Below are 24,139 nucleotides of genomic sequence, written 5' to 3'. Positions count from 1 at the left end.
AAATATCATCTGTTCTACTAAAGCAAAATAATCCTCTTCAGAAGGATTAGCTGTGCACATACCAATACACAAGTTCGTAGAATACTTTAGACAGCCTGAAGCATTTCCAGAACTATTAGTGCACAAAATTTTACTATGTTCTTTTATGCCGTAAAGACCTTTTTCTACCGTATTTTTATTAGTATAAGGTCCAAAATAGAGATTTCCATCAGAACTGTTAGGCTCGTTATGGATTTCAATATCCGGATATTTATCGTCCACTTTTATTTTGATATAACAATAACCTTTGGGACTTTTCATTTACCTATTATATATTGGCTTAATTTCTTTAATTAATTTGCATTCAATCAATAAAGCTTCAAACTCCGTATCTGTTAGAATATAGTCAAAATCCTTAAGATTTTTTACTAATTTTATTACCTTTGGAGAATGCGATTTAGAATTTATAAAATAGGATCCAACTCTATTTCTTAGATTTTTAGATTTTCCTACATAAATAATATTATCTAATGAATCTTTCATAAGATATACTCCTGGTGAAGAAGGCAGTTTTTTAATTTTTTGTTTTATTTCCAAAGTTATACTCCCCCTAAAGGTAAATATTAATTACATTTTATCATAGGATTATTTTAATTTACAAAATAATTTAAACCTTATTTATTTATGAAAAATTTTTTATCCCTACCAAGCCCAGAATACTAAAAAATGTCATTAAATAATTATTTATAATAGGTTGGTGGCCATTTGTCATATACAAAATTTGAAACTAATTAATGAAAATAGTACAATATATTTGTATAAGAATGTAATATAAGTATTATGGATAAATAAATTATAAAGGGGGTAATAAAATGGATATTAATAATAAAAATATTAAACTTAAATATTATGAATACAGTAGTGAAACCGCTAAGAAATACAAGGTTAAGGATTGGTTTGTGCTAAGTATAGGATTAATGTTTTTTACTGGTGCTTTATATTTAGAGGTTATCATAAGTGATTTTTTGATATACTATAATAAATTTCCAGATGAAGTTAGATTAAAGATAACCATAGTAAATATTTGGATAATTATTTCTGTTTTTCTAATATGCTGTATGCTTACTCTAATAAAAGGGAGAATAAGTTTAAATAAACGTTATATTGTTTATGCAATAGATAATTCAAATACTATGTATCAATATAACTTCAGAAGAGGTAGCGATATATCTGTTATACCAGGAAAACTAGATAATCTTTTATATGGGGTACTTATATCCTATTTAAAACTTAAAGAAACCACTGAAAAGGTAGACATATCCAAGGATTCATTAAGAAGCGTTATAAAATTTCATGAGATAATTAGTTGTATTGTAAAAAAGAAGTATATAATACTTACCGCTAATGTTTCTAAGATAAATAGGCGGGGAGTTGTAAAACAATACAAATATAAAAAGAAGATATACAAGCAATATAATAACATAGAGGATTTAATAGAGTCTATATTGCTAGAAATAAAGAAAGGGGGAGCTTAAAAGTGCGTAAGGTGATTTCAATATATGTATTATTAGTAGTTATTATTGTTACTATGAATTTACAAATTGCAAAGGTTCTATCCAAGCCTTATGTAGAAAAATACGATAAACTAACGCAACATATAAAAGGTTATTTTGAAAAATTCCAAGAATTTGATCAGGTAGACAAAGAGTGTGATGAATATAGATACAAAATATATTATAATTCCCCTTTAGAGGACCGTAAAAGAAAAAATGATGTTTATACGATCTTCTCAGTTGAATATAATTACGAAAATGTTAAAAGCATAACACTAAGTCACACATCACCTATGGATATAAATTTTATAAAAAATATAAATGAGGATTTTTGTAAACCCGTAAATGAAATGCTTAATAAGGAAATCATAGATCTCAATATAATAGAAGAAATTTATTCTAAATACATGGTAGAAAAAAATGAGATCAATGAAAAAAGAGAAATGGAAGGATATATTATATATTATGATATATCACCAAAATATAGTGTTCTAGAATCAGAAAATGACCCTAATAGGAAACCTCAGGAATTTGATCTTCGAGTTTGGATAGATTTAAGAAAAGGTGTAAAACTGGAAGCATCCACAAATTTGGACAAGCAAATCTGTGGGTGTTTCTCAAAATCTGTCTGTCTTTCCAGTTGATCTTCTAACTCTTCCCGGCTATACCCTGTCAACCAGCGGATGATTTCATCAACTTCTGTTTTGGTAAGTCCTTTTTTTCCCTCTTCATAACATAAAGGTGATAGACACTTACTACACTCATTGTATAAATATGATGTTTAATCACGCTCACCCAACCCTATTCATAAGAAAAAAGGAGGTACTCACATGGAATTTAAATTAGCCCTATTAGCGGTTAAAAGTGTTAATGTTTCTAAACAGTTTTATGAAGAAATTTTCAATCAAAAAGTTGTTCTTGATTTAGGAAGAAATGTGACCTTTAGTGGTGGCTTTGCAATCCAAGAAGATTTTGCATGGCTTACAGATTTGCCTGATGATTCTGTTATAGAAAAGTCAAATAATATGGAATTGTATTTTGAGGTAGAGGATTTTGACGGATTTTTAGAGAAATTAAAATCCTTTGAAACTATTGAATATGTTCATTCGCCCAAAAAACATGATTGGCAGCAACGTGTTGTTCGTATTTATGACCCAGACCATCATATTATAGAAATAGGGGAGTCCATGGAAGTTATAGTAAAGCGTTACCTTGCTGAGGGCTATTCCGTAGAGGAAATTTCAAAAATTATTCAGTCTCCCATTGAGTTTGTTAAAATGTATGAATAAGAATAATTAGCATTATCTTGTTATAGAGAATTATAGGTGGACAACTCCACCTATAATTTTTTTTATCATATTTCAACGCTATATTAAAACATAGCTATTTTTATAATTAAAATCTAAAAATATTCTTTCTATCTGCTATCTCTATCTTCCAAAAATTTCTCATAAACATTCATCTTATAAATTTGGCTAAAGGTTGTCGCCATATTCTCCACATCTTTCTTAGTTAGATGCTTAAATCCTTCAAAAGGGCACCAGGATAATACTAATTTAAAAAATTCTTCGGCTTCACCAATATTACTTAATCTCCATTCCAGTAAAGAGAAAAAATACTTTTCGTAAAGCTCTTTTTTATGGTTTTCTAGTTCTTCATATGAGTCTTCAAATAAAGATATAACAGTGTTATTCATTTCTTTTCGTAGCTTTGCTTGAGTAGATATGAGTTCATTGTCTTCTGCTACCAGCTCCGATAATTCGATGCCAAAGACTTTGGATAAGCTATTTAAGGTTGCAAAGCTAGGCTCTCTTTCTCCCCGTTCATATTTCACTACGGATTGAAGAGACAAATTTAATTTTTCAGCTAATTCTTTTTGAGTAAATCCACATTTAGTTCTGTATTTTTTTATACTTTTTCCTAAGTTTATTATATCCACCCTTATCACCTCAAATAATATTGTATCATACTTTCACTATAAGTATAAGTAAAATTTGTTTTTAAATTTGACATTATACTATAAGTATAATACAATAAATGTAAGAATATACCAATAGTATAATTGTGGGGTGATGTTATGGGTGGATGGATAAAGGTTTATAGGGAATTATTAAGGAAACCTATTTGGAAAAAGTCAACGCCAGAGCAGTGCAAAATACTTATGACGATTTTACTTATGGCTAACCATGAAGAAAAACAGTGGGAATGGCAGGGCGAAAAATTTAATGTAAAGAGTGGGCAATTTATAACTTCCATAGACAATATAGTAGGGGAATGTGGAAGTGGAATTTCTCAAAAAAATGTTAGAACGGCTCTAGCAAAATTTGAAAGATTAGGTTTTCTGGCAAACCAGTCTACGAAAACAGGAAGGCTTATAACCATTGTAAATTGGGACATTTATCAAAATGTAGAGGAAGATAATAAGGGGGAGATGGCAGAGAAGGGGCAAAGGACTGGCAAAGAGGTGGCAACTAACAAGAATGATAAGAATGATAATAATAATATATATACAAAAATTTTTAATCATTGGAACAGTAAAGCTATAGTAAGGCATAGAGCTTTAAGCAAAAATATTGAAGCATCCATTACAAAAGCATTAAAGATTTATTCTAAAGAGCAAATACTGCAAGCTATTGATAGATATGCAAAGGTGTATTTTGATAAGGGATTTTACTATAATCACAGCTGGACTTTAGAAAAGTTTTTAAAGCAAGGCAACGGTATTTCAAACTATACCGATGAGGGGATGATGTGGATAAACTATAAAAAAACTATGGATTACTTAGGGGAAGAAGAAAAGATAGATTTGAGAGAAAAATATATAGTTACTTAGGAGGGTGTAATGGATAAGTTGATGAATCAAATAAGAAATGCTCCCCTTGAGCAGGCAGTTTTAGGATCTATAATACTAAACAATGAGTTGTGGTTTCAGGTTATGGAAAATAATATAGAAAAGGATTATTTCTATTTTAACAACCATAAAAAGCTTTTTAATATAATGAAAAAATTAAATAAAAGAGATGAAGTAATAGATATAACCACTCTAGGAAACTACATAGTGAAAAATAATTTAACAGACAAAATTACTATAACCTACCTAAGCAAGCTTGCCACTACCGTTCCTTCTACCATAGGCTTTAAAAGTTACATAAAAGAGCTTAAAAGATACAAGGAAAAGCGGGATATCATGAACATAATGCAATATATTCAAATGAATTTTCACAAGGAAAATGGTGAGCTTAAAGATGAAATAACAGAGAAGGTTTTAAGGTTAAATACTGTGGATAAGAGGGATAAGGGAGATATTAAAGAGGGCATTGAAAGATTTATTCAGGATGTAGAATTTAGAATAACCAATAAAGACAAAATTCTTATAGGAGGACTCCAAACAGGGCTTAGGACTTTAGACTTAACTCTAGATGGTTTTGAACCTGGGGATTTAATTACTGTAGTAGCTAGATCAGGTATAGGAAAAACCACCTTTGCCACCTCCGTGATTTTAAATATGGTAAAGAAGGGATATAGGGTGGGTATATTTTCTATGGAAATGCCCAAGGAACATATTATAAAAAAGATGGCTTTTAATCATTGCAGCATAGATCCAGATAAATATAAAAAGGGAGAGGTAAGCAAAGAGGAAGTAACCAGATTAATTGAGTTTACCCAGTGGCTTGAAGATAGAGAAAATTTTTTTATATATGGAGAATCAAATTTTAATAACATAACCTCTAAAATAAAATCACAGCATTTAAAGACAGGACTGGATATAGTTTTTATAGACTACTTAAATAAAATACAGGGAGTAAAGGAAGGCACTAGAGATATGGAGCTAAACCTTATAACTAGCACCTTAAAGGACATAGCCTTAGGAGAAAAAATATGTATAGTTGCTCTAACTCAAGCAAACAGACAAGTGGATAAGCAATCAGATAAAAGATTAACCTTAGCAGATATAAAAGATTCCTCTTCCATAGAACAAAACTCAGATAAAATCCTAGCCCTATATAGAAACAAAAACTTAGATAATCCTTTATATAAAGAGGAGCTTTTTAATAAAGGGAGACTAAGCTACTTAAAGGCAAATGCAGACGTAAACCCAGAGTGCATTGAATTAGAAGTTTTAAAATGCAGAATGGGAGATTGCAAAACCATAGCCTGCAAGTGGAATGGCAAGTATTCTAGGATTAGTAATTGGTAGAGTTTTTATGACTTTAGAGAAAATAAAAAAGGAATGGAATCAGGAACTTAATAGGATTGAAAAAGCAGAGAAATTAGCAAAGACAAATCCTAAGCTTTTTGAAATGTATATAGAGGAATTTCATAATATTTGCAAAAACATGAGTAGGCTTATGAGAGAGTATGAAAAAGTTACAGGAGAACACATGGGGAAGGAGGAGTTTTGGAGAGGATTTCATTAGAGGTTTTAATTAAGGAGGGATTTACATGATATGTGAAGATAAATTTAGTATAGGGGATGCTATTAGGAGTTTTGAGAAGAATCTTCATAGACTTACTCTAATTGAAGAAATAAAATTGAGGGATTGGTGCAGGGAGTTAGGTCCAGAATTAATTATTTGGGCAATAGAGCAAGCGGTTAAGATAAATTGTAGAACCTTTAGATATGTTAATAAAATATTGATATATTACAGAGAAAACATATTGGAGAACATGATAGAAAGTATACCAGTATAACTTGAAACATAGTGAATAAAAGGAGGGATAGGCCATAGTAAAGGAGTTGCTTCCCAAAGCCAAAGAAGGGGACAGCGTTGCAATGGAGGAAATCATAAAAAATTTTATCCCCTTAATATTAAAGGAATCGTCAAGATACATAATAAAATGCTATGACTACGAGGATTTAGTACAGCATGGATACCTTTCTGTAATTAAAGCCGTTAAAATGTTTAAAGGAGAGGATAAATTTTTTACTCCTTATTGCATTAGAGCTATTCAGCTAAATTATAAAGCTCTTCTAAAAAAGGAAATAAAACACCACAGAGAAATACCAGATGAGTTTATGCAAATTAATAAGGAATATGAATTTACCATAGAAGATGAAATTCTAGCCTTTGAAAGAACTAAAGAGTTATATGAGGCGATGGACAAGCTAGCAGAGGAAGAAAAAAGGGTAATCAGTAGTTTCTACATAGATAAAATCTCTTTAAGTGAAATAGCAGTAACCTCTGATAAAACCTATAATAATGTGAGGTATTTAAAGGATAGAGCGGTTAGGAAATTGCATAATATGCTTTGCGAGCATATTAATAGATGATAAATAGCAGATAACAAAGAACAGATATGGTTAAAACTCCGCAGGAGTTTTTAAAATCATAGAAATTCCAAGGGAATTTCAACCGCATCTGTTATTTGTTCTTTGTACTTTGTTATTTTACAAAGGGGTGGTGGATCTATGTATGACGAAATAGTTAAGCTTATTAGTAACGTAGGATTCCCTATAGCAGTTAGTATATATTTATTGGTAAAGCTAGATAAAAGGCTGGAGGAGATAATTATAATCCTTTCTGCTATGGAACACCGTGAAAGAGAGAGGCGACCTTAAAAAAAGAGAGGGCCTCTCTTTTTTAGTTGGTTAGTGTTTTGGATTTTTAGTGTTTTAGTTATGGATAAAACCAAAATAGGAACAAATGTTTGTATACTTTCTTTCGCCATTGGTAATAATATCATATATAACTAAAATGTAATTACCAGTAGAAAGAGAGGATGAATATGGATTATAATAAGGTAGAGGATGCTGTTTTAAAGAAAGCTATGGAGTTTTTTAAAGATAATGCAGTGAAATTTTTCGGAATAGATAGTAAAATAATAGCACCAGCAGAAACTGAAATAAAGAATATAGATATTAAAACCAATTATACTGACTATCTTTTCTACACGGAGGATGGGAATTATCTGCATTTTGAATTTCAAACTACGGATAAAAAAGATGATATTAAGAGATTCTTATATTATGATGCATCATTATTTTATAAAGAAAAGAGAGTAGAAGTAAAAGAACCTTAGATAGTATAGAATTAGCAGGAAAGATTCCTGAAGGTAATGAAAAATTACAATGCTTAAGCTTACTATATGCTTTGTTCGATAAATTTGGTGATAAATTATCAAAAATAAGATTCAAGGAGTTGATATCAATGACCGAAATAGGAAAAATGTTAAGAGAAGACGGGGTAAAAGAAGGATTAAAAGAAGGGAAGGCCGACATTCTCATAAAACAACTTATAAAAAAGTTTAAAGCTATCCCAGAAGAATATAAAAAGAATATAAAAAATTTAGATGAAGCGACCATTGATGTGATTGCTACTGATATTTTTGATATTGAGACTTTAGATGAATTAGAAAAGTATTTTAAATAGAGTGTAATTTAAGAGAGAGGCGACCTTGAAAAAAAGGAGCCTCTTTTATTATTATTTTTGCAGTTTTCTCCTAAAGTCATATATATAGGTGAAATCAAAAAAAGGAGGTTTTGTAAATGGCGGTAATTGCTGATAGGTATGATTCTGATTTAGTTTTAGAGCTGTACATTGGTACTAATGATGAGGGCAAGGATTTGAAAAAGACTAAGTCTATTTCAAAAATTAACTCAACGGCCACAGATGAACAGTTATATGCAGTTGGTACGGCTATAGCTGAGGTGCTGAAGTATGAGGTAATTGAATTTAGAAGAATAAACAAAAACTTATTAATAGGTTAAAGGGGAGGGGATAATTTATGGACAAAACATTGACTATGAGGTTTGTAGATTCAGGGCTTAAGAAATTTTCCATGTCCTTAACGGATATTAAAGATGATTTAACCTCTGAGGAAATTCAAACTCTTATGGATAAGATTATAGAGCATCAGGAGGCTTTTGAACTTAAGAATGCTTTAGTTTCAAAGGACTCAGCTAGTATTGTAGGGAAAACTGTTACAGAAGTTTTCAAAGCATAAGAAATTTATTACTTGAATATAGTTAGTTTAAAGGCTCTCACGGAAGTGGGAGCTTTTACTGATTCCTTCTCACTTACTACTTGACACGTAGTACTCAAGGCGATATAATAAAAGCATAATACGTGTCGCGTAGTAATGGAGGTGGTCAAATTGAAAAGAATAATAAGTTGTATTGTTATTACATTGATGATATTTACTTTTGTGGGATGTAGTGCAAATAAATCTGATAAGGAAGACTTAGTAGCATTCAATGATTACATGAATGCTACTTACCACAGATTGAATGTATCTTCTTTTGATGAAGATATTAATGCTTGTAAAGAAAACATGCAAGATAAAAAGGTATTTCTTTTAGGAGAGAACCATGCAGTTCACAATAATTATGAACTATGGTTTGAACTATTAAAATACTTGAATCAGAAAGAAGGGGTTACGAGAATACTAATAGAAGGCTCTCAAAGTGTAGCCTATGGGCTGAATCAGTATTTAAAAAACGGAGACTCAGAGATTGTGAAGTTATGCTTTGAAAATATGAGTGGTACTTACTATGGAAATAAAGATGAGATAGACTATTGGAAAAAGATATATGATTTTAATCAGTCTCTACCTGAAAGTAACAAGCTGGAAGTGGTCGGTATTGACGTAGAGTTCCAAAAATCAAATGCTTACTCTGCCTTAAAAGATATAATAAAAAACCATGACAACTATCCAGATAGCATCAAAAATGAGCTTAAGGATGTTATAGCTCTGGCTGATAAGATTTCTGAGACAATAGATGATGGTAGTATGGTGGAGAATCTTCTTAATAGCCTAAAGGAAAAAAGGAAGGATTATGAAGAAGTTTTTGGAAAGGATTATTTTGTATTTCTACAGATTGTTAAAAACATCAGAAACTCAAATGAAATCATGAAGATACAAGGTAATAACCTTGAGTTTAATCAGGCTAGAGATAAAATCATGTTAGAAAATTTTAAAACTTATGAGGAGAAGGTGCCAGATAAGAAATACTTTGGAAAATTCGGGGGACTACACGTGGTGAAGTCAGAGCAAGAACAGTATAAATCTCTAGCAATGATGCTTAATTCTGAATATAAACCCTTTGAAGATAAAGTGTGGAGTTGCAATATATTTTATTATCAATGCAAAAGCTTTGAGCCACAAAGGAAAAAAGAGATTGTTATTAATTCAATGAATGAAGACTCGTTGTATATGAAACACTTTTTAGGAAAGCAAGAGAAGTTAGCAATTTATTTATTGCCAAAAGAAAATTCTCCATTTGATAGTAAGTCAATTCGAGGGTGGAATCTTCCAGAGATGTATGATGCAGTCATTTTCATGAAAGATTCTCCTCAAAGCAACCCATTGTAGGAGGTGAACGTATGAAAGATAAAGTACAAGAGACACCATTAACAGAAACGGCATTTTTAGTTTTATTGGCTATGTACCAACCTAATCATGGGTACGGCGTTATGCAATTTGTAGAAGAAAAAACGAAAGGAAGAGTGGTTTTTGGACCAGGTACCTTATATGGAGCCATAAACAATCTTTCAAAGAAAGGTTGGATTGAAGCCTTGCCTGTAGAAGATGGGGACCGGAAAAAGGAGTATATCATTACAGATTTGGGAAAGCAACAAGTGGAAATGGAGATGGAAAGACTAAAGGAAGTTTATGAAATAGGTATGGAAGTTATATGGAAGGGAGGGAAGAAGGATGGTTAGAAAATTTAGAGTATTTCTAAATCCTATTGAAGGTCAAGAAATGTGGTTAAATCGACAATCACAGTTGGGATGGAAGCTATCAAAAGCAAGAAGATTATTCTATGAATTTGAACAGTGTCATCCAGGAGAATATCAGTATGTAGTAGATTATATCGGAAATAAATCTAATTCGGAGCGGCTTCAATACGAATCCTTTCTTAAGGAAATGAATATCGCATACTATGAAAAGCCAATAAATATAGGACAATTATCTATTGGAAGAATAAAATACCGACCTTATGGAATGAAAAAAGGAAAATTTGCTACTTCAAAAGGAATGCTCAATCGAGAGTTAGTAATATTGGGAAAAAGAAATGATGGAAAACCATTTGAATTATATACATCAAAGGAAGATAAGATACAATCGTTAAAAGAAAGAAGAAAGCCTCATCTATATTTGTTGATTTTTGCACTATTGATGGCAATGTATATTCGTTTTAGTGGGAAGCCATTGATTTCGTATACTCTGTTTGGAATGTCTCGAAATCAGGGAAGGAACTTAGGTAGTTTTGTATTGATAGCTGTAATTGCACTAATGGCATTGATTCGATTTGTACAGATAACTGTTATGATAGGAGCATTAAGAGATGAAAGAAAAATACATGAGTAGGAATTAACTAAGAATCCTTTAGTTTAAAGGCTCTCACGGAAGTGGGAGCTTTTATCATTTATCATGTAAATATGATATAATTATTAATTGAGTAAAGATTATTTGTATTAGGTGAGGTGGAGTATATGGATACAAGACAATTTATTAATATAATGTCTGTTGCAGAAAAATTAAAAAATAATACGCGTCATTCGTGGACATCCTCTGGGCGTCACGAAAGTGTTGCAGAACATAGTTGGCGTTTGTCTTTGATGGCGTACTTGGTAAAAGATGAGTTTCCAAAGGCTGATATAAACAAAGTAATTCTAATGTGCATATGTCATGATTTAGGGGAAGCTATTACAGGTGATATCCCTGCCTTTAATAAAACGGAATGTGATGAAATTGTTGAGAACAATGCAGTTTCTCAACTACTTTGTAGTCTACCGCAGCCATATAAGACAGAATTAACCGATCTTTTTATAGAAATGCATGAACAACAAACCATAGAAGCTAAAATATACAAAGCACTTGATAAGATGGAGACATTAATTCAACATAACGAAGCAGATCTGTCAACATGGATTCCACTTGAATATGAGATGAACCTATCATACGGAACAAAGGAAGTTGATTTTTCTGATTATATGAAAGAGTTAAAGCAAACAATATATGAGGATTCAATAAAAAAAATAAATAAATAATTGAAAGATCCTTATAAATAGATACGAAAAGAAGGTGAAGATATGCATACTAAAATTTTAGTGGTTGAAGATGAAAAAGCAATAGCTAATTTAATCGAATTGTACCTAACCAATGAAAATTTCATAGTGTTCAAATGTTATACAGGAGCAGAAGCAATGAAAGTTATCGAAACCGAAGAGTTAGATATGGCTATTTTAGACATCATGCTCCCAGATATAGATGGATTTTCTATTTGCAAAAAAATAAGAGATTCTTATAACTTCCCAATTATTATGTTAACTGCAAAAGATGAAGAGGTGGATAAGATTACGGGGTTAACATTAGGTGCAGATGATTATATTACAAAGCCATTTCGACCACTAGAACTAGTGGCACGAGTAAAGGCACAATTAAGAAGATTCACCAAATATAACCAATTAAACAAATCCCAAAAAGAAAATCAAATTTCTATAGGAGGGCTAGTAGTAGACAAAAATACTCATGAATGTTTTTTAAATGAAAGACCATTGTCTTTGACTCCTACAGAATTTTCAATTCTATGGGTTTTGTGTGAAAACAAAGGGCAAGTCGTAAGCTCTGACAGGTTATTCCATGAGGTTTGGGGAGATAAATATTTTAGCAACAGTAACAACACCATTATGGTTCACATTAGACACTTGAGAGAAAAAATGAATGATTCAGCTGAAAATCCGAAATATATCAAAACCGTATGGGGAGTTGGTTATAAAATTGAAAACTAATAAAACTAGAAAAAATGATTATTTAGCGTTCAAACGAAAAATATTTTTTAAAGTATTAATACTTATTTTAGTGAGCGTTGGATTTTTAGGGTTATTAAGTTCCTTATTACGAGGCCGTTTTGGCAATTGGATTGTAGATTTCTTACAAAGTACATTTTATTTATCTGAGTCAGATGCAGTGATTATTCACCAATATGTATTCCGCAATAACATAGATAAAATTATGTTAGTTTTAAGTGTCATTTTTTTCTTGATTATTTTTCAATTTGCTATGTCTTGGATTACAAAATACTTTGATGAAATTGATAAGGGTATGGATGACTTAATGAAAGGTTCAGATAAGGAAATTGAACTATCACCAGAACTGAGCTTCATGGAAACCAAACTAAATATGTGCAAGCATATTCTAGGGAAGAGAGAAAGAGATGCAAGACAGGCGGAACAAAGGAAGAATGATTTAGTTGTTTATCTTGCACATGATATAAGGACTCCTCTTACTTCAGTTATTGGATACTTAGATTTAATGTCAGAAGTGCCAGATATGCCTATTGAACAAAGGGTAAAATACATGGAGCTTACTTTAGAAAAAGCAAATCGACTGGAAAAACTTATCAACGAATTTTTTGAAATTACCAGATATAATCTTCAAACCATTGTATTAGAGAAAAAAGCCTTTAATCTATCTTATATGTTATTTCAAATGTCAGATGAATTTTATCCAATGCTTTCTGAAAAAAAACAAAAGGTTGTAGTAGATGCAGAAGATAATATTATGTTTTATGGTGATTCAGATAAGCTGGCACGAGTATTTAATAATGTATTTAAAAATGCAATTGCATATGGTGATGAAAATAGTAAAATTACAATAGATGTCCATAGGCAATCACAGGATGCCATTATAGCTTTTAAAAATTATGGAAAAAATATTCCACCACAAAAACTAAATAGTATATTTGAAAAATTTTATAGATTGGATGAATCCAGAGGTACGGACACCGGTAATGCTGGGCTAGGTCTTGCTATTGCCAAAGAAATTGTAATTTTACATGAAGGCGAAATTTATGCAGAAAGCAAAGATGGCTATACAATATTTTATATAAAAATACCAGGAATAATCAACAACTAAAAAACACTATTTCTTTATGATATAAAAACTCATAAGGGAATGGTGTTTTTTTGTTCATGATATTTTAAAATACTGAAAACATTAAGTAGTCCTTAAGAAAATCTTAATAGGTCTATAAGCTGTTTTTTATACAAAAAATATTCAGTTTTATTAGAATTATGTTGTAAGACAATATTGGAACTCATATTATACGAGGAGGAATATTAAAATGACAGCATATAGAGAAAAACATAAAAGAAAAAAGAGAAAGATAAAAGGTGTTCGTTCAATACTATGCGTATGCGCAGTATGTATCACAACTTTATTTTTGCCAAATTATCTAATAAATAAAATCAACCAAAAATCAGGGTTAACTATAAAATCCCCAAAAATAATAGCGCGAAATGGAATTAATCAGATTGTAGCTAATGATTTATATAGTTCAAACGCCATTCTAATTAATTTAGATGATAATCAAATATTATTAGATAAATCATCTGATGAAAGAATCTACCCAGCATCTCTTACAAAAATTATGACAGCAATAGTGGCAATTGAAAATCTCTCAGATTTAAACGAAATGATTTATCTACCAGAGAAAATGTTTAAGAAATTATATTCTGAAGGTGCTTCTATGTCAGGTTTCCTACCCAACGAAAAGGTAGAAGCAATAGATTTGATTTATGGAGTATTATTACCCTCTGGAGCAGAAAGCAGTATAGGATTAGCGGATGCAATCGCAGGTTCAGAAAGAAAATATGTAAAGTTAATGAATGAAAAGGCCAAAAAATTAGGAATGAAGAATACTCATTTTACCAACTCCACAGGACTACATGGCAGGAATCACTATAGCACTGTAAATGATATTGCAAAACTACTAGAATATGCATTACAAAACGATACTTTTCGAGAAATATATACTTCAAAACGTCATACGACGAAAGCAACTAATCTTCATCCCCATGGAATCACTTTTCAAAGTACAATGTTCAAACACATGGATAGAAAAGAGGTGAATAACGGTATTATCCAAGGTGGAAAAACTGGTTATACAAAAGAAGCTAAATTGTGTCTTGCTAGTTTAGCCAAAATAGATGGGAAGGAATATATTTTGGTCACTGCCAATGCAGAGGGGAGTCCTCAAACAGAGCAGTTCAACATTTCGGATGCATTTACTGTCTATAATCAAATTTTCTGAGAACTAAATCATGCGGTGTTAAGAAGTAGAGTTACCTTGTACCTATTACCAAAATAACCATACATTAGTACACAACAGATATGATATAATTGCTATATCAGTTATAATATTATTATAGTTTGTATCATTTTTAAACTGCGTCGTGGTCGTAAAATATTGTTCACCAAATATAAAATAAATGTAAAACCTATGCTAAAATATGTAAAAGCATAGGTTTTTTGATGCAGAAATGTAAGTAACTTTTTAGTTTTAGTCTCTATAGTCAATTAAATCATATAAGATATTTTGATTTAAATAAAAGTTAAAACTAGTGCAACTTTTATTTAACGTTGTAAGTCTAATAAATGAATTCAATGACAATACGTATTGTTAATAGGATTGGAGGAAGCGAATGGAGAGCATTCATACTATTAAAAGAAAGAGAATCAAAACTGATAACATAGTAACTTCAGATGATAATTTAGTAGAAAGTGCAATAAAGGGCAGTAAGGAGGCCTTTGAATCTCTAATAGATACTTATAAAGAGTATTTATATAAAACCGCATATTTATATGTAAAAAATCAACATGAAGCAGCAGATATATACCAAGAAACAGTTTATAAGGCGTTTATAAGCATTCATAAGTTAAAGAAGCCTGAATATTTTAAGACTTGGGTAACTAGAATTTTAATCAATAACATTAACGATAGTTTTCGTAAAAGTAGTAAGGTTGTTCTTATGGATGATAGTGAATACCTAATGAATGATAATAATCATGCCGAGATATTATCAAATATTGATTTGTACAAGGCCATAGATAGTTTGAGTGGTAAGCATAAAACTGCAATAATTCTAAGGTATATACATGATATGTCGATAAAGGATGTTGCAAGAGTTATGGAGTGTTCTGAAAATACAGTTAAGTCATATATTCATAGGGCTTTAAAATCTTTAAAAGTTAAATTAATGGAGGAATAAATAATGAATAGTTTAGATAATATAAAACTTCCAGATAATATTGATGTATTGACTGAAAATGCTATTAAAAGAGGAGAGAAGTATAAGAATAATAAAATGAAGCACAGAAAAATATTTGCAACCGCAGCATCAATATGTTTAGTTGCTACTCTTAGTATAGCATCTATAGGTGTAGGGGCTAAATCAATTGAATACGCTGGAAATATTTTTAGAGAACTAAAGCAACTTGTAGGGGGAAGAGGCAATAATGAAGAAAATAAAAGTATTAATAAGACAGTTACTGATAATGAAGTTAGTTTGACTTTGCAAGAAGTTCTTTGTGATGAATATGGAGTTTACGTATCCTTTATTGTAAAAAGTAAAGAACCATTTATCAATACAAAGGATAGTCAACTTCTACTGTATGATGACTATGCAAAAACCAGTTTTAATAAAGGTAATTTGGATAATGGCGGCAAGGCAGGTCTTGAAGGAAAATTTACTGATAACAATACTTTTATTGGAGTTGAAAGTTATATGTTTACAGACTTAAAGGGAGAGATACCTAAGAACTTTACTTTAGACATAAATATAGGTGCAGTATCTTTAAATAGCATAGAAGATAATAATATTGTAAGAGGAAATTGGAAGTTTTCTGTACCTGTTTCATTAAACGGAGAGGGAGTAAAAGTAATAACTCCTTCAATAAAGCATAAGGATATTTTAATAAGAAAAGTAACGTTGAGTAAACTTAATACATTTATTGAGATGGAAATGTCATCGAATTTAAAAAAACAAAGAGTAAATCTCTTTACAGATAAGGGAGTTGGGATAGATAGTATTTCAAATGAATTTGATGAGAGTAATGATAAAGTAATTATAAAGCAACGATTTAAGGGAGTTCCAGATGATACAAATAAGTTAATATTAAATTTTGAAGATAAGGAAAGTATAGAAATTAGTATAAAATAGTTTTTAATTGTATATTGGTTGTATAAGGTTTTTATTGACAACGAAATAAATGTAACAGGTTATGAAACTTCTATTAGAATGAGAATCTCTTAAAGAATAAACCGAAGTGGGCTTTTGAGCTCACTTCGGTTTGTTTGACTCTTTGTAAATTATTTATGTGTCATTATATAATATCTACTAAGATGATGTTATCTGTCCCCTGTTTACATGAATTGTTCATCAGTCTTTCTAGACCAGGCTGACGAAGTTGCCGTTGTTCAGGTACAGTGATTGGAATTTCTTCGTAACGAGTTATTTTTCAGATTATTAAGATAGGAAAAGATAATCCATTTAAAAGGGGAGATTTAATGTTCCCTATATTATCTCATGCATAATGATAAAAATAAATAATTTAGATTTAAAATAACTTATAAGAAGCTATAGGAAGAATTATTCTTATGGCTTTTTTATTGGCTATGTTAATGAATAGGGAAGCATTTTTAGACTTCCCTTCATTTACACTCTTATGAAAATATTTTAAAACATAGTTGCTTGAAAGCATAATATACCATTACTAAACCCTTTGATAAGATTGCCTTCATGCTTTATATAGACTGGGTTACATCCATAAATAGGGTGAATATATTTTACTTCTATATCATTAGTTTGAGTTGTGTCACAAAGTTCTTTTAGAATAAACATTCCTTGTACAACTGGATTTTCTGTAAGATGAATGGAATTTGTATCTCCTGTTAGATGACTAAAATCTGCAATTTCTTCTTTTGAAAAATTACGCCATAAAGTGCCCGTATCTTCAATAATTTCTGGCTGAATAGATTCTTTAACGGTTACATTCATCATTAAATAAACAGTTAATGTTTCTGCAATTTCATTGTCAACATATCCATTGCAGTTGATTACGCAAAGTCGCCTATTGTTTTTAACAACTTCATTCTTATAAGTTTCCTTATCTGATTTTGATTGAAAACGCTGATATTTTATTTTAGCAATAAATGCACCATCATAAAAAAAATCTTCCTTTGTAGTAAATGCTCTAAATAAATCTATCATTTTATTCTCCTATATCATTGTTATAATATTTCAACAAAAATTACAATTATGTTCTTATTTAATTATACAAAATACGAATTATAATTCCAATACTTAATATTACTATATATAAATTGCCTCTCTAATTTTAAAATCATTTAACTTAGTATCAGAGTGAGAAGTGTGTGATTGAATTAATAAACCCTTAGTTTTTATGGTATCTTTTTCGATATTAAAGAATAAAAAATTAATCTTCTCTAAAAATGTTGACAAAGAAACAAAAAAATAATATTATTGTTTCATTGGAAACAATAAGGGGGTATTTAAAGTGAATAATATTGATATTATTATGAAGAGTTTTAAAGAAATATATGAAAAAGAAGAAACTCTAGGAAAACTAGCATTTAAGGGTGAATATGAAAAGTATGGAGTTTCAGAAATACATTGTCTAGATCTCATAGGAAAAATAAAAGATCCCAACGTTACTAAAATATCTCAAAATATGAATATGACGAGAGGCGCTATAAGTAAGATTAGCAAAAAACTTTTAAATAGTAATCTTATTGATAAGTATAAAAAGCCTGAGAATGATAAGGAAATATATTTTAAGTTAACAGAATTAGGTGAAATGTTATATAAACATCACGAAATAAAACATAAGCAGTGGGAAGAAAGAAATAATAAGTTTTTTAAAAATATAGATAAAGAAGATCTAGAAGTCGTAGCTAGTTTCTTAAAAAAATTTAATAACTATTTAGATGAAATAATAGAAGTAGAAGGAGAGATATAGTATGAATTTGCATTTAAAGGAATTTAGCATTCCACAGGAAATATTGAAATGGGGAGATTCACAACCTGAACATCAAAGACAACATATAGGAACTCATATAGATTGTTACAATCTATCAAATATAGAGCTACCATCAGAAATAAATGTTAAGGTAATAGATGTGAGAAAATTAGATATTATAGATGTTACAATATTAGAGAATATTAAAATAAAAGAAAATTCATTTGTAATATTTAGAACAGGATATTTAGAACAATATGGATATGGAAGCGAAGAATATTTTAACTCTAAAGCAAGTCCTTATTTAACAAATGAACTTATAGATAAATTACTAGATTTAAATACAAAACTAATAGGAATAGATTTAAGTGGAATACAGCATGGTAAAAATCATGTAGCAATAGATAAGTATGTTGAAAATAGAAAATGTTATGTTGTAGAAAATATATGTAACTTAGATAAAGTCCCTTCTGATTTTAAAGCAAATCTAAAATGGTTCCAGTTAAAAGATGCCACAGCAATAAAGGTTGAGATTGAAACTATATAAAAAATAGTAAATCTTATTGTATTAGGAGAAGATCCATTATCAATATTGACATTGACAATTATTGGGAGTAACATAAATGAGAGTTCAATTATACTTGGTAAAATTCAATTTGAGCTTATTTATATATTAGTAAAGAAATAAGCATATATACTATAAACAAATTTATGAGGTGAATGATGAAAACTGTGGTAATAAGGGAATTGGGGAACTATAAACTAGAGTCAATTTATGAATTAGATCTTACTGAAAACCATATTAAAGACTGCTGTGGGTGTTGGAATTGTTGGCTAAAAACTCCTGGTAGGTGCATAAATAAAGATTTAGACCAATTTTATTTTAAATACTTAGAAGCGGACAAGGTACTCATATTTTCTAAAGTTACGAAAGGTTTTGTAAGTGGAAATTTAAAAAGCCTTTTTGATAGGATGATACCGTTGTTTCTACCTCAAATAGAAATAGTATCAACTGGAGCAACAACGGGACAATTTAAACATTTGCCTAGGTATGAAAAATATCCAGATATAGAATTTTATTATGAAGACAATTTTGCAACTGAAGAAGGCAAGCAGATTTTTGAAGATTACATTTATCGTACCTTTGATCAATTTGATTCGAAAAATATTACAGTTAAAACATTAGAAGAGTATAGAGAATAATTTAATGGAGGGGCATATGAGTACAATAATTCTTAATGGATCCCCTAAAGGGAAAAATGGTAATTCAGAAATATTTATTAAGCAGTTTTTAAAGGGGATGAAAACTCCCTGTGAGGTAAAATGTATCAGCAAAGAAAATCCTAGTACTCTTGCTGAGTATGTTAAAGGTTTTGATACTATTATTTTAGCACTGCCATTATATATTCATAGTATGCCTGGTGTTACAATGCGTTTTATTGAACACTTGGAGCCTGCAGAAACTTCTGAAAATAAATCAATAGGTTTTATTTTACAAGGTGGTTTTCCAGAGTCATGCCAATACAAATATGTTGAAAGATACTTTGGTTCACTTTCAAAGGAACTTAATAGAAATTATTTAGGAACAGTAATAAAAGGAAATTCAGCAAATATTCATGGGATGCCAAGCTTTATGAAAAGAAAGCTTTTTACGGTATTAGAAAGTTTAGGTGAAATATATGAAAGAACCCATACTTTTGATAAAGCTATCATTGAAAGCCTAAAAAGGCCATATGAATTTAGCGGTTTTGATCTTAAAATTATGAAATTTGTTACTAAAATAGGATTGGTTAATTCTATGTGGAATAAATCTTTAAAACAAAACGGTGCTTTTGATAAAAATTTAGACAAGCCGTTTTTGCAGAAAAATTGATATTATATAAATAAGAAATGGGGCTGCCTCAAAATAGAAAGTAATTTCTAGGGTGAGGCAGCCCCATTTAATTTTAAAAAAATATAATAGGAATTTAAAAATGAAATAATCAAATTGATATTTAATATAACAAAAATGTAATGTTAATGATATATAGTTCAATTGCTGATATAAATACAATCATATAAAATAAGTTATATGAAATGAAATTAACAGTATTAGCTAATATAAAGAAAAAATGGAGATTTATAAATGAAAAATATATTAAGCGTAGAAAAAATTGAAAAGTATTATGGTAGCAAAGATAATGTAACAAAGGCTATAAATAATATCAGTTTTAAGGTAGATGAGGGGGAGTTTGTTGGGATAATGGGGCCTTCAGGAAGTGGTAAAACTACGTTACTTAACTGCATATCAACTATTGATAATGTTACTACAGGAAAAATAATAATAAATAATAGTGATATTACTAGGTTAAAATCAAAAGATTTAGATAAGTTTAGACAAAATGAGTTAGGTTTTATATTTCAAGACTTTAACTTATTAGATACTCTTACAGCTTATGAGAATATTGCTTTGGCATTAACAATAAAAGGAGAAAAAAGTTCGGAAATAGATGGGAAAATAAAAGCAGTAGCAGAACATTTAGAAATAGGACAGGTATTAGATAAGTATCCTTATCAAATGTCAGGTGGACAAAAACAAAGAGTTGCTTCAGCAAGAGCGATAGTAACTGATCCATCCTTAATACTTGCGGATGAACCAACAGGGGCATTAGATTCTAAATCAGCTAGATTATTACTTGAAAGGTTTGAAAGCTTAAATAAAGAACTAAAGGCAACTATACTAATGGTTACTCATGATGCCTTTACAGCAAGCTATGCTCATAGGATTCTTTTTATCAAAGATGGAAAAATCTTTAGTGAGTTAGTAAGAGGTAATGATACTAGAAAAGAATTCTTTAATAGAATTATAGAAGTTATAACCCTCCTCGGAGGTGATGATAACAATGTATTCTAAAATAGCTGTGGGCAATATAAAAAAGAGTTATAAGGATTATACTATATATTTCTTAACACTAATATTAGCTGTTTGTATATTTTATAGCTTTAACTCAATAGATTCACAAAAGGCACTTAGTGATATGAAATCATTAAATGCAGATTACATATCTAGATTAACTGAAATTATATCTGGTGTGTCAGTATTTGTATCAATAATATTAGGTAGTTTAATATTATACGCAAATAATTTTTTAATAAAGAAACGTAAAAAAGAATTAGGAATATATATGACTTTAGGTATGGGAAAAAGAAAAGTATCTAGAATTTTAGTGACAGAGACCTTTATAGTAGGGGCTATATCTTTAATTGCTGGTATTATATTAGGAATGGGAGCATCACAGGTTTTATCTGTTTTTACATTTAAATTGCTTGAGGTTGGAATAAATGAATATAGATTTGCTGTTTCAACAAATGCTATAGGTAAGACTATATTATACTTTGGAATAATGTTTTTACTTGTCATGATGTTTAATGTATTTGTTATTTCTAAGTACAAAATAATTGATTTACTAACAGCGGGTAGAAAAAATGAAGATATAAAATTTAAAAACTCATTTATATATTTATTATCATTTGTTCTATGTGTAGCATTACTTGGATTTGTATATAAATCTATACTAAAGATAGGTTTGGATTTAAGCAATCCTATGTTTAAGCTATTAATAGTGCTTTTAATAGTAGGTACAGTATTATTCTTCTTTAGTTTATCTGGAGTCATACTGTATATAGTAAATAAAAATAAGAATGTATATTTAAAAGGATTAAATATATTTGTAGTAAAACAAATAAATAGTAAAGTTAATACAAATTTTATATCAATGTCAGTAATATGTTTAATGCTATTTATTACAATACTTGTATTATCTACAGGAATAAGTCTTAAGAAAGATTTCGAAGCAGGGCTTGAAAAAGAAGCGCCTTTTGATGCTAGTATTATAGTTTACAATAATAGTAAAAAAGACAATTTAGAAGATGTGTTAAATAAGATTAATTTCAAAAGGAGTAAAAATGAAAAATATGCAAATTACAATGAATATTTTTTAGGAGTAAAGGTAGGCGGTTTATTACCAATTACGGATGAAGATTATAAAGATGATGAGGTATCCTTTGTTAAAATATCTGATTATAATAAAATATTGAGACTAAGAGGGGAAAGAGAAATAAGTTTAAACAAGGATGAGGTTTTACTTATGTCCAACTATAATATGTTGGCTAAGCAAGTTAGTGAAAAGCTAAAAAGTAGTAAGAAAGTTAATATTAAAGGAAAAGATTATTTAGTGAAAAATGATAAAATAATAGAGGAAAATCTTGCAACTTATCTGCTACTAAGTAATTTTTTAACCATAGTTATAAATGATGAATTTTTATGTGATTATAATGAAATTAGTAGATCCACACTTAATATAATGTATTCAGATAAAAATAGAGAAGAAAATAATAAAAAATATAGAGAAATAAACGAGAACTTTTTAAATGGTAAATATAAAAGTTTAAATGTTCCAATTATAATTTCTTCCTCAAAGGATGATATTTATTCTACTAGTAAGAGAGGGACAACATCGGTATTATTTATTGGAATATATTTAGGACTAGTATTTTTAATAAGCAGCATGGCTGTATTAGCGCTTCAACAGTTATCAGAAGCTAGTGACAGTATAGAAAGATATAGAACTTTAAAGAGAATTGGTGTAAACAAAAAAATCATAGACAAAACAATCTTCATTCAAACCTTGATATATTTTAGCCTTCCAATGACACTTGCATTAATCCATTCAATTATTGGTGTTACAGTAGTTAATAAAGAAATAAGTAAGTTTAACCAAATAGATATTAGATTTTCAGCTTTAATAACAGCTTTATTATTTATTGTAATTTATGCAGTATATTTTTATATAACATATACAGGGTATAAAAATATAGTAAAAAATAATATTTAATTCTGTACATTACATATAAAGTATGAAGATATTAAATAAGTCATATGAAAGGATGATAAAACCATGAATATTTCAGTTAAAAATTTAAATATGACATATAAAACTGGTAAAAAAGCATTAAAGGATGTTTCGTTACAAATAGAAAGCCCAAGCCTCATTGGACTTTTAGGACCTAATGGAGCAGGAAAGTCAACACTCATGAAACTCCTTGTAGCAGGATTGATACCAACTAGCGGAGAAATTCTTATAGATGGTGTGCCATTACTTAAGAATGAAAAAAAGCTAAAAGCAAGTCTAGGATATCTACCACAATCCTTTGGGCTTTATGACGAACTTACTGTGTGGGAGTTTTTAGACTATATGGCAGCACTAAAAGGAATTAAAAATAGTAAGAAGGTTATTAAAGAGGTCATTGAGAAGACAAATCTAACAGAAAAACGTAAAGCACGTATTTCAACTTTATCTGGTGGCCAAAGACAGCGTGTAGGGATTGCCCAAGCTCTTATGGGTAATCCGGAATTACTGATTTTTGATGAGCCGACCGTTGGACTTGACCCTGAGGAACGTATTAATTTCCGTAACTTATTTTCCAAGACTGCACAGGATAAGATTGTGTTATTATCTACCCATATAATTGAAGATGTACAATCAGTATGTGATAAACTGATTGTTATTAATCATGGGCAAATTCTGTTTACAGGTACGCCAGAGGAACTAATTGGCTCGGCACACAATCATGTTGGAGTCTTTGAGGAAAAAACAGAACAAAGTGTAAATCAAGAATATAAGATAACATCAAGGGTTAACACAGCCCGTGGTATTGCCTGTCGTATTGTAGCGGAAACACTTCCAGCTTTTGCACAAGCTGTAGAGCCTACTCTTGAGGATGCTTATATGTATCTTATTATGGAGAAAGGGGTGAAATAGTCATGAATTTCTTTTCCTATTTAAGGGTGGAATTGAATC

General features: G+C 29.9%; 31 protein-coding genes and 2 pseudogenes. 29 read left to right on the top strand and 4 right to left on the bottom strand.

Going from position 1 to position 24,139, the window contains the following annotated elements; genetic code table 11:
* Positions 1-3 precede the first annotated feature (3 nt).
* Positions 4-576 (bottom strand): annotated as a pseudogene (locus tag ABDZ69_RS16075) (GIY-YIG nuclease family protein); the annotation flags it as partial.
* Positions 577-851: 275 nt separating this feature from the next.
* Here ABDZ69_RS16075 and ABDZ69_RS16070 point away from each other — a divergent pair.
* Both ABDZ69_RS16070 and ABDZ69_RS16065 read left to right on the top strand, forming a co-directional pair.
* Positions 852-1,514 carry a hypothetical protein gene (locus ABDZ69_RS16070; protein WP_343771273.1) on the top strand — a complete coding sequence of 221 codons (663 nt, stop codon included), beginning with the start codon at positions 852-854 and terminating at the stop codon, positions 1,512-1,514.
* Positions 1,515-1,516: 2 nt separating this feature from the next.
* Complete coding sequence (locus ABDZ69_RS16065; RefSeq protein ID WP_343771557.1) at positions 1,517-2,176, top strand: hypothetical protein; 660 nt, start codon at positions 1,517-1,519, stop codon at positions 2,174-2,176.
* Here the strand turns inward: ABDZ69_RS16065 and ABDZ69_RS16060 are convergent.
* A pseudogene (locus ABDZ69_RS16060) lies at positions 2,149-2,321 on the bottom strand (DUF2200 family protein); the annotation flags it as partial. The gene ABDZ69_RS16065 and the pseudogene ABDZ69_RS16060 sit on opposite strands and share 28 nt — an antisense overlap.
* Before the next feature lie 41 nt (positions 2,322-2,362).
* On the opposite strand from ABDZ69_RS16060, the gene ABDZ69_RS16055 reads away from it, so the two are divergent.
* The gene (locus ABDZ69_RS16055) at positions 2,363-2,821 is read left to right on the top strand and encodes a glyoxalase/bleomycin resistance/dioxygenase family protein (RefSeq protein ID WP_343771271.1); all 459 of its coding nucleotides are present in this window, start codon (positions 2,363-2,365) and stop codon (positions 2,819-2,821) included.
* Positions 2,822-2,949: 128 nt separating this feature from the next.
* Here the strand turns inward: ABDZ69_RS16055 and ABDZ69_RS16050 are convergent, their stop codons facing one another.
* On the bottom strand, positions 2,950-3,471 hold the full coding sequence (locus tag ABDZ69_RS16050) for a helix-turn-helix domain-containing protein (protein ID WP_343771269.1): 522 nt from the start codon (positions 3,469-3,471) through the stop codon (positions 2,950-2,952).
* Between the two features lie 138 nt (positions 3,472-3,609).
* On the opposite strand from ABDZ69_RS16050, the gene ABDZ69_RS16045 reads away from it, so the two are divergent.
* From ABDZ69_RS16045 to ABDZ69_RS15955, 19 genes are all read left to right on the top strand, one after another.
* On the top strand, positions 3,610-4,365 hold the full coding sequence (locus ABDZ69_RS16045) for a hypothetical protein (protein ID WP_343771267.1): 756 nt from the start codon (positions 3,610-3,612) through the stop codon (positions 4,363-4,365).
* Positions 4,366-4,374: 9 nt separating this feature from the next.
* The gene (locus ABDZ69_RS16040; protein WP_343771265.1) at positions 4,375-5,730 is read left to right on the top strand and encodes a replicative DNA helicase; all 1,356 of its coding nucleotides are present in this window, start codon (positions 4,375-4,377) and stop codon (positions 5,728-5,730) included.
* The gene (locus tag ABDZ69_RS16035; RefSeq protein ID WP_343771263.1) at positions 5,699-5,950 is read left to right on the top strand and encodes a hypothetical protein; all 252 of its coding nucleotides are present in this window, start codon (positions 5,699-5,701) and stop codon (positions 5,948-5,950) included. The genes ABDZ69_RS16040 and ABDZ69_RS16035 overlap by 32 nt, the downstream gene beginning before the upstream one ends.
* 25 nt (positions 5,951-5,975) lie before the next feature.
* The gene (locus ABDZ69_RS16030) at positions 5,976-6,224 is read left to right on the top strand and encodes a DnaD domain-containing protein (RefSeq protein WP_343771261.1); all 249 of its coding nucleotides are present in this window, start codon (positions 5,976-5,978) and stop codon (positions 6,222-6,224) included.
* A gap of 34 nt (positions 6,225-6,258) precedes the next feature.
* Positions 6,259-6,804 (top strand): sigma-70 family RNA polymerase sigma factor, encoded by a 546-nt coding sequence (locus ABDZ69_RS16025; RefSeq protein ID WP_343771541.1) that lies wholly within the window; start codon positions 6,259-6,261, stop codon positions 6,802-6,804.
* A 138-nt stretch (positions 6,805-6,942) separates the two neighbouring features.
* A complete protein-coding gene (locus ABDZ69_RS16020; RefSeq protein ID WP_343771259.1) occupies positions 6,943-7,092 on the top strand; it encodes a YvrJ family protein in 150 nt (49 codons plus the stop codon).
* Positions 7,093-7,259: 167 nt separating this feature from the next.
* Positions 7,260-7,553 (top strand): hypothetical protein, encoded by a 294-nt coding sequence (locus ABDZ69_RS16015; protein WP_343771257.1) that lies wholly within the window; start codon positions 7,260-7,262, stop codon positions 7,551-7,553.
* A gap of 128 nt (positions 7,554-7,681) precedes the next feature.
* Positions 7,682-7,903, top strand: coding sequence for a DUF4351 domain-containing protein (locus ABDZ69_RS16010; RefSeq protein ID WP_343771255.1), 222 nt, complete (start codon positions 7,682-7,684; stop codon positions 7,901-7,903).
* A gap of 116 nt (positions 7,904-8,019) precedes the next feature.
* On the top strand, positions 8,020-8,241 hold the full coding sequence (locus ABDZ69_RS16005) for a DUF1659 domain-containing protein (RefSeq protein WP_343771253.1): 222 nt from the start codon (positions 8,020-8,022) through the stop codon (positions 8,239-8,241).
* Positions 8,242-8,258: 17 nt separating this feature from the next.
* Positions 8,259-8,477, top strand: coding sequence for a DUF2922 domain-containing protein (locus ABDZ69_RS16000; protein ID WP_343771251.1), 219 nt, complete (start codon positions 8,259-8,261; stop codon positions 8,475-8,477).
* Between the two features lie 150 nt (positions 8,478-8,627).
* Positions 8,628-9,845 (top strand): erythromycin esterase family protein, encoded by a 1,218-nt coding sequence (locus tag ABDZ69_RS15995; RefSeq protein WP_343771249.1) that lies wholly within the window; start codon positions 8,628-8,630, stop codon positions 9,843-9,845.
* A gap of 11 nt (positions 9,846-9,856) precedes the next feature.
* Positions 9,857-10,195, top strand: coding sequence for a PadR family transcriptional regulator (locus ABDZ69_RS15990; RefSeq protein ID WP_343771247.1), 339 nt, complete (start codon positions 9,857-9,859; stop codon positions 10,193-10,195).
* Complete coding sequence (locus tag ABDZ69_RS15985) at positions 10,188-10,844, top strand: DUF2812 domain-containing protein (protein WP_343771245.1); 657 nt, start codon at positions 10,188-10,190, stop codon at positions 10,842-10,844. Before ABDZ69_RS15990 ends, ABDZ69_RS15985 begins: the two co-directional genes overlap by 8 nt.
* Positions 10,845-10,969: 125 nt before the next feature.
* Entirely contained in the window at positions 10,970-11,527 is a 558-nt protein-coding gene (locus tag ABDZ69_RS15980) for an HD domain-containing protein (RefSeq protein ID WP_343771243.1), read from the top strand.
* Positions 11,528-11,569: 42 nt separating this feature from the next.
* Positions 11,570-12,268 (top strand): VanR-ABDEGLN family response regulator transcription factor, encoded by a 699-nt coding sequence (gene vanR / locus ABDZ69_RS15975; protein ID WP_343771241.1) that lies wholly within the window; start codon positions 11,570-11,572, stop codon positions 12,266-12,268.
* On the top strand, positions 12,246-13,394 hold the full coding sequence (locus ABDZ69_RS15970) for a sensor histidine kinase (protein WP_425544666.1): 1,149 nt from the start codon (positions 12,246-12,248) through the stop codon (positions 13,392-13,394). Before vanR ends, ABDZ69_RS15970 begins: the two co-directional genes overlap by 23 nt.
* A gap of 208 nt (positions 13,395-13,602) precedes the next feature.
* Positions 13,603-14,571: a D-alanyl-D-alanine carboxypeptidase family protein gene (locus tag ABDZ69_RS15965; protein WP_343771237.1), complete on the top strand. Its 969-nt coding sequence runs from the start codon at positions 13,603-13,605 to the stop codon at positions 14,569-14,571.
* 391 nt (positions 14,572-14,962) lie between these two features.
* Entirely contained in the window at positions 14,963-15,529 is a 567-nt protein-coding gene (locus ABDZ69_RS15960) for a sigma-70 family RNA polymerase sigma factor (RefSeq protein ID WP_343771235.1), read from the top strand.
* Positions 15,530-15,532: 3 nt separating this feature from the next.
* Positions 15,533-16,480 carry a DUF4179 domain-containing protein gene (locus ABDZ69_RS15955; protein WP_343771234.1) on the top strand — a complete coding sequence of 316 codons (948 nt, stop codon included), beginning with the start codon at positions 15,533-15,535 and terminating at the stop codon, positions 16,478-16,480.
* 516 nt (positions 16,481-16,996) lie between these two features.
* Here ABDZ69_RS15955 and ABDZ69_RS15950 read toward each other — a convergent pair.
* On the bottom strand, positions 16,997-17,530 hold the full coding sequence (locus ABDZ69_RS15950) for a MaoC family dehydratase (RefSeq protein WP_343771231.1): 534 nt from the start codon (positions 17,528-17,530) through the stop codon (positions 16,997-16,999).
* A gap of 328 nt (positions 17,531-17,858) precedes the next feature.
* Between ABDZ69_RS15950 and ABDZ69_RS15945 the strand changes: the two genes are divergently transcribed.
* From ABDZ69_RS15945 to ABDZ69_RS15915, 7 genes are all read left to right on the top strand, one after another.
* Positions 17,859-18,299, top strand: a complete 441-nt coding sequence (locus tag ABDZ69_RS15945; protein ID WP_343771539.1) for a MarR family transcriptional regulator — start codon at positions 17,859-17,861, stop codon at positions 18,297-18,299.
* A 1-nt stretch (position 18,300) separates the two neighbouring features.
* Entirely contained in the window at positions 18,301-18,846 is a 546-nt protein-coding gene (locus tag ABDZ69_RS15940; RefSeq protein ID WP_343771229.1) for a cyclase family protein, read from the top strand.
* A 200-nt stretch (positions 18,847-19,046) separates the two neighbouring features.
* Positions 19,047-19,502 carry a flavodoxin family protein gene (locus ABDZ69_RS15935; RefSeq protein ID WP_343771227.1) on the top strand — a complete coding sequence of 152 codons (456 nt, stop codon included), beginning with the start codon at positions 19,047-19,049 and terminating at the stop codon, positions 19,500-19,502.
* Between the two features lie 16 nt (positions 19,503-19,518).
* On the top strand, positions 19,519-20,172 hold the full coding sequence (locus ABDZ69_RS15930) for an NAD(P)H-dependent oxidoreductase (protein WP_343771225.1): 654 nt from the start codon (positions 19,519-19,521) through the stop codon (positions 20,170-20,172).
* A 252-nt stretch (positions 20,173-20,424) separates the two neighbouring features.
* Positions 20,425-21,192, top strand: coding sequence for an ABC transporter ATP-binding protein (locus ABDZ69_RS15925; protein ID WP_343771223.1), 768 nt, complete (start codon positions 20,425-20,427; stop codon positions 21,190-21,192).
* Complete coding sequence (locus ABDZ69_RS15920) at positions 21,182-23,173, top strand: FtsX-like permease family protein (RefSeq protein WP_343771221.1); 1,992 nt, start codon at positions 21,182-21,184, stop codon at positions 23,171-23,173. Before ABDZ69_RS15925 ends, ABDZ69_RS15920 begins: the two co-directional genes overlap by 11 nt.
* A gap of 63 nt (positions 23,174-23,236) precedes the next feature.
* Complete coding sequence (locus tag ABDZ69_RS15915) at positions 23,237-24,100, top strand: ABC transporter ATP-binding protein (protein WP_343771219.1); 864 nt, start codon at positions 23,237-23,239, stop codon at positions 24,098-24,100.
* The last annotated feature ends 39 nt before the right edge of the window (positions 24,101-24,139 follow it).

Source organism: Clostridium malenominatum (assembly GCF_039521365.1).
Classification (GTDB): Bacteria; Bacillota; Clostridia; order Clostridiales; family Clostridiaceae; genus Clostridium_AW; species Clostridium_AW malenominatum.
Note: the sequence above shows the minus strand (reverse complement) of the source record. Positions and strands in the feature narration are given on the sequence as shown.

What these genes read in the sequence shown, in the direction of transcription:
- ABDZ69_RS16070 (WP_343771273.1), top strand. Translation starts at nt 852, where the DNA reads ATGGATATTAATAATAAAAATATTAAACTTAAATATTATGAATACAGT.
- ABDZ69_RS16055 (WP_343771271.1), top strand. Translation starts at nt 2,363, where the DNA reads ATGGAATTTAAATTAGCCCTATTAGCGGTTAAAAGTGTTAATGTTTCT.
- ABDZ69_RS16045 (WP_343771267.1), top strand. Translation starts at nt 3,610, where the DNA reads ATGGGTGGATGGATAAAGGTTTATAGGGAATTATTAAGGAAACCTATT.
- ABDZ69_RS16040 (WP_343771265.1), top strand. Translation starts at nt 4,375, where the DNA reads ATGGATAAGTTGATGAATCAAATAAGAAATGCTCCCCTTGAGCAGGCA.
- ABDZ69_RS16035 (WP_343771263.1), top strand. Translation starts at nt 5,699, where the DNA reads ATGGCAAGTATTCTAGGATTAGTAATTGGTAGAGTTTTTATGACTTTA.
- ABDZ69_RS16030 (WP_343771261.1), top strand. Translation starts at nt 5,976, where the DNA reads ATGATATGTGAAGATAAATTTAGTATAGGGGATGCTATTAGGAGTTTT.
- ABDZ69_RS16020 (WP_343771259.1), top strand. Translation starts at nt 6,943, where the DNA reads ATGTATGACGAAATAGTTAAGCTTATTAGTAACGTAGGATTCCCTATA.
- ABDZ69_RS16015 (WP_343771257.1), top strand. Translation starts at nt 7,260, where the DNA reads ATGGATTATAATAAGGTAGAGGATGCTGTTTTAAAGAAAGCTATGGAG.
- ABDZ69_RS16010 (WP_343771255.1), top strand. Translation starts at nt 7,682, where the DNA reads ATGACCGAAATAGGAAAAATGTTAAGAGAAGACGGGGTAAAAGAAGGA.
- ABDZ69_RS16005 (WP_343771253.1), top strand. Translation starts at nt 8,020, where the DNA reads ATGGCGGTAATTGCTGATAGGTATGATTCTGATTTAGTTTTAGAGCTG.
- ABDZ69_RS16000 (WP_343771251.1), top strand. Translation starts at nt 8,259, where the DNA reads ATGGACAAAACATTGACTATGAGGTTTGTAGATTCAGGGCTTAAGAAA.
- ABDZ69_RS15990 (WP_343771247.1), top strand. Translation starts at nt 9,857, where the DNA reads ATGAAAGATAAAGTACAAGAGACACCATTAACAGAAACGGCATTTTTA.
- ABDZ69_RS15985 (WP_343771245.1), top strand. Translation starts at nt 10,188, where the DNA reads ATGGTTAGAAAATTTAGAGTATTTCTAAATCCTATTGAAGGTCAAGAA.
- ABDZ69_RS15980 (WP_343771243.1), top strand. Translation starts at nt 10,970, where the DNA reads ATGGATACAAGACAATTTATTAATATAATGTCTGTTGCAGAAAAATTA.
- vanR (WP_343771241.1), top strand. Translation starts at nt 11,570, where the DNA reads ATGCATACTAAAATTTTAGTGGTTGAAGATGAAAAAGCAATAGCTAAT.
- ABDZ69_RS15965 (WP_343771237.1), top strand. Translation starts at nt 13,603, where the DNA reads ATGACAGCATATAGAGAAAAACATAAAAGAAAAAAGAGAAAGATAAAA.
- ABDZ69_RS15960 (WP_343771235.1), top strand. Translation starts at nt 14,963, where the DNA reads ATGGAGAGCATTCATACTATTAAAAGAAAGAGAATCAAAACTGATAAC.
- ABDZ69_RS15955 (WP_343771234.1), top strand. Translation starts at nt 15,533, where the DNA reads ATGAATAGTTTAGATAATATAAAACTTCCAGATAATATTGATGTATTG.
- ABDZ69_RS15950 (WP_343771231.1), bottom strand. Translation starts at nt 17,530, where the DNA reads ATGATAGATTTATTTAGAGCATTTACTACAAAGGAAGATTTTTTTTAT.
- ABDZ69_RS15945 (WP_343771539.1), top strand. Translation starts at nt 17,859, where the DNA reads ATGAAGAGTTTTAAAGAAATATATGAAAAAGAAGAAACTCTAGGAAAA.
- ABDZ69_RS15940 (WP_343771229.1), top strand. Translation starts at nt 18,301, where the DNA reads ATGAATTTGCATTTAAAGGAATTTAGCATTCCACAGGAAATATTGAAA.
- ABDZ69_RS15930 (WP_343771225.1), top strand. Translation starts at nt 19,519, where the DNA reads ATGAGTACAATAATTCTTAATGGATCCCCTAAAGGGAAAAATGGTAAT.
- ABDZ69_RS15925 (WP_343771223.1), top strand. Translation starts at nt 20,425, where the DNA reads ATGAAAAATATATTAAGCGTAGAAAAAATTGAAAAGTATTATGGTAGC.
- ABDZ69_RS15920 (WP_343771221.1), top strand. Translation starts at nt 21,182, where the DNA reads ATGTATTCTAAAATAGCTGTGGGCAATATAAAAAAGAGTTATAAGGAT.
- ABDZ69_RS15915 (WP_343771219.1), top strand. Translation starts at nt 23,237, where the DNA reads ATGAATATTTCAGTTAAAAATTTAAATATGACATATAAAACTGGTAAA.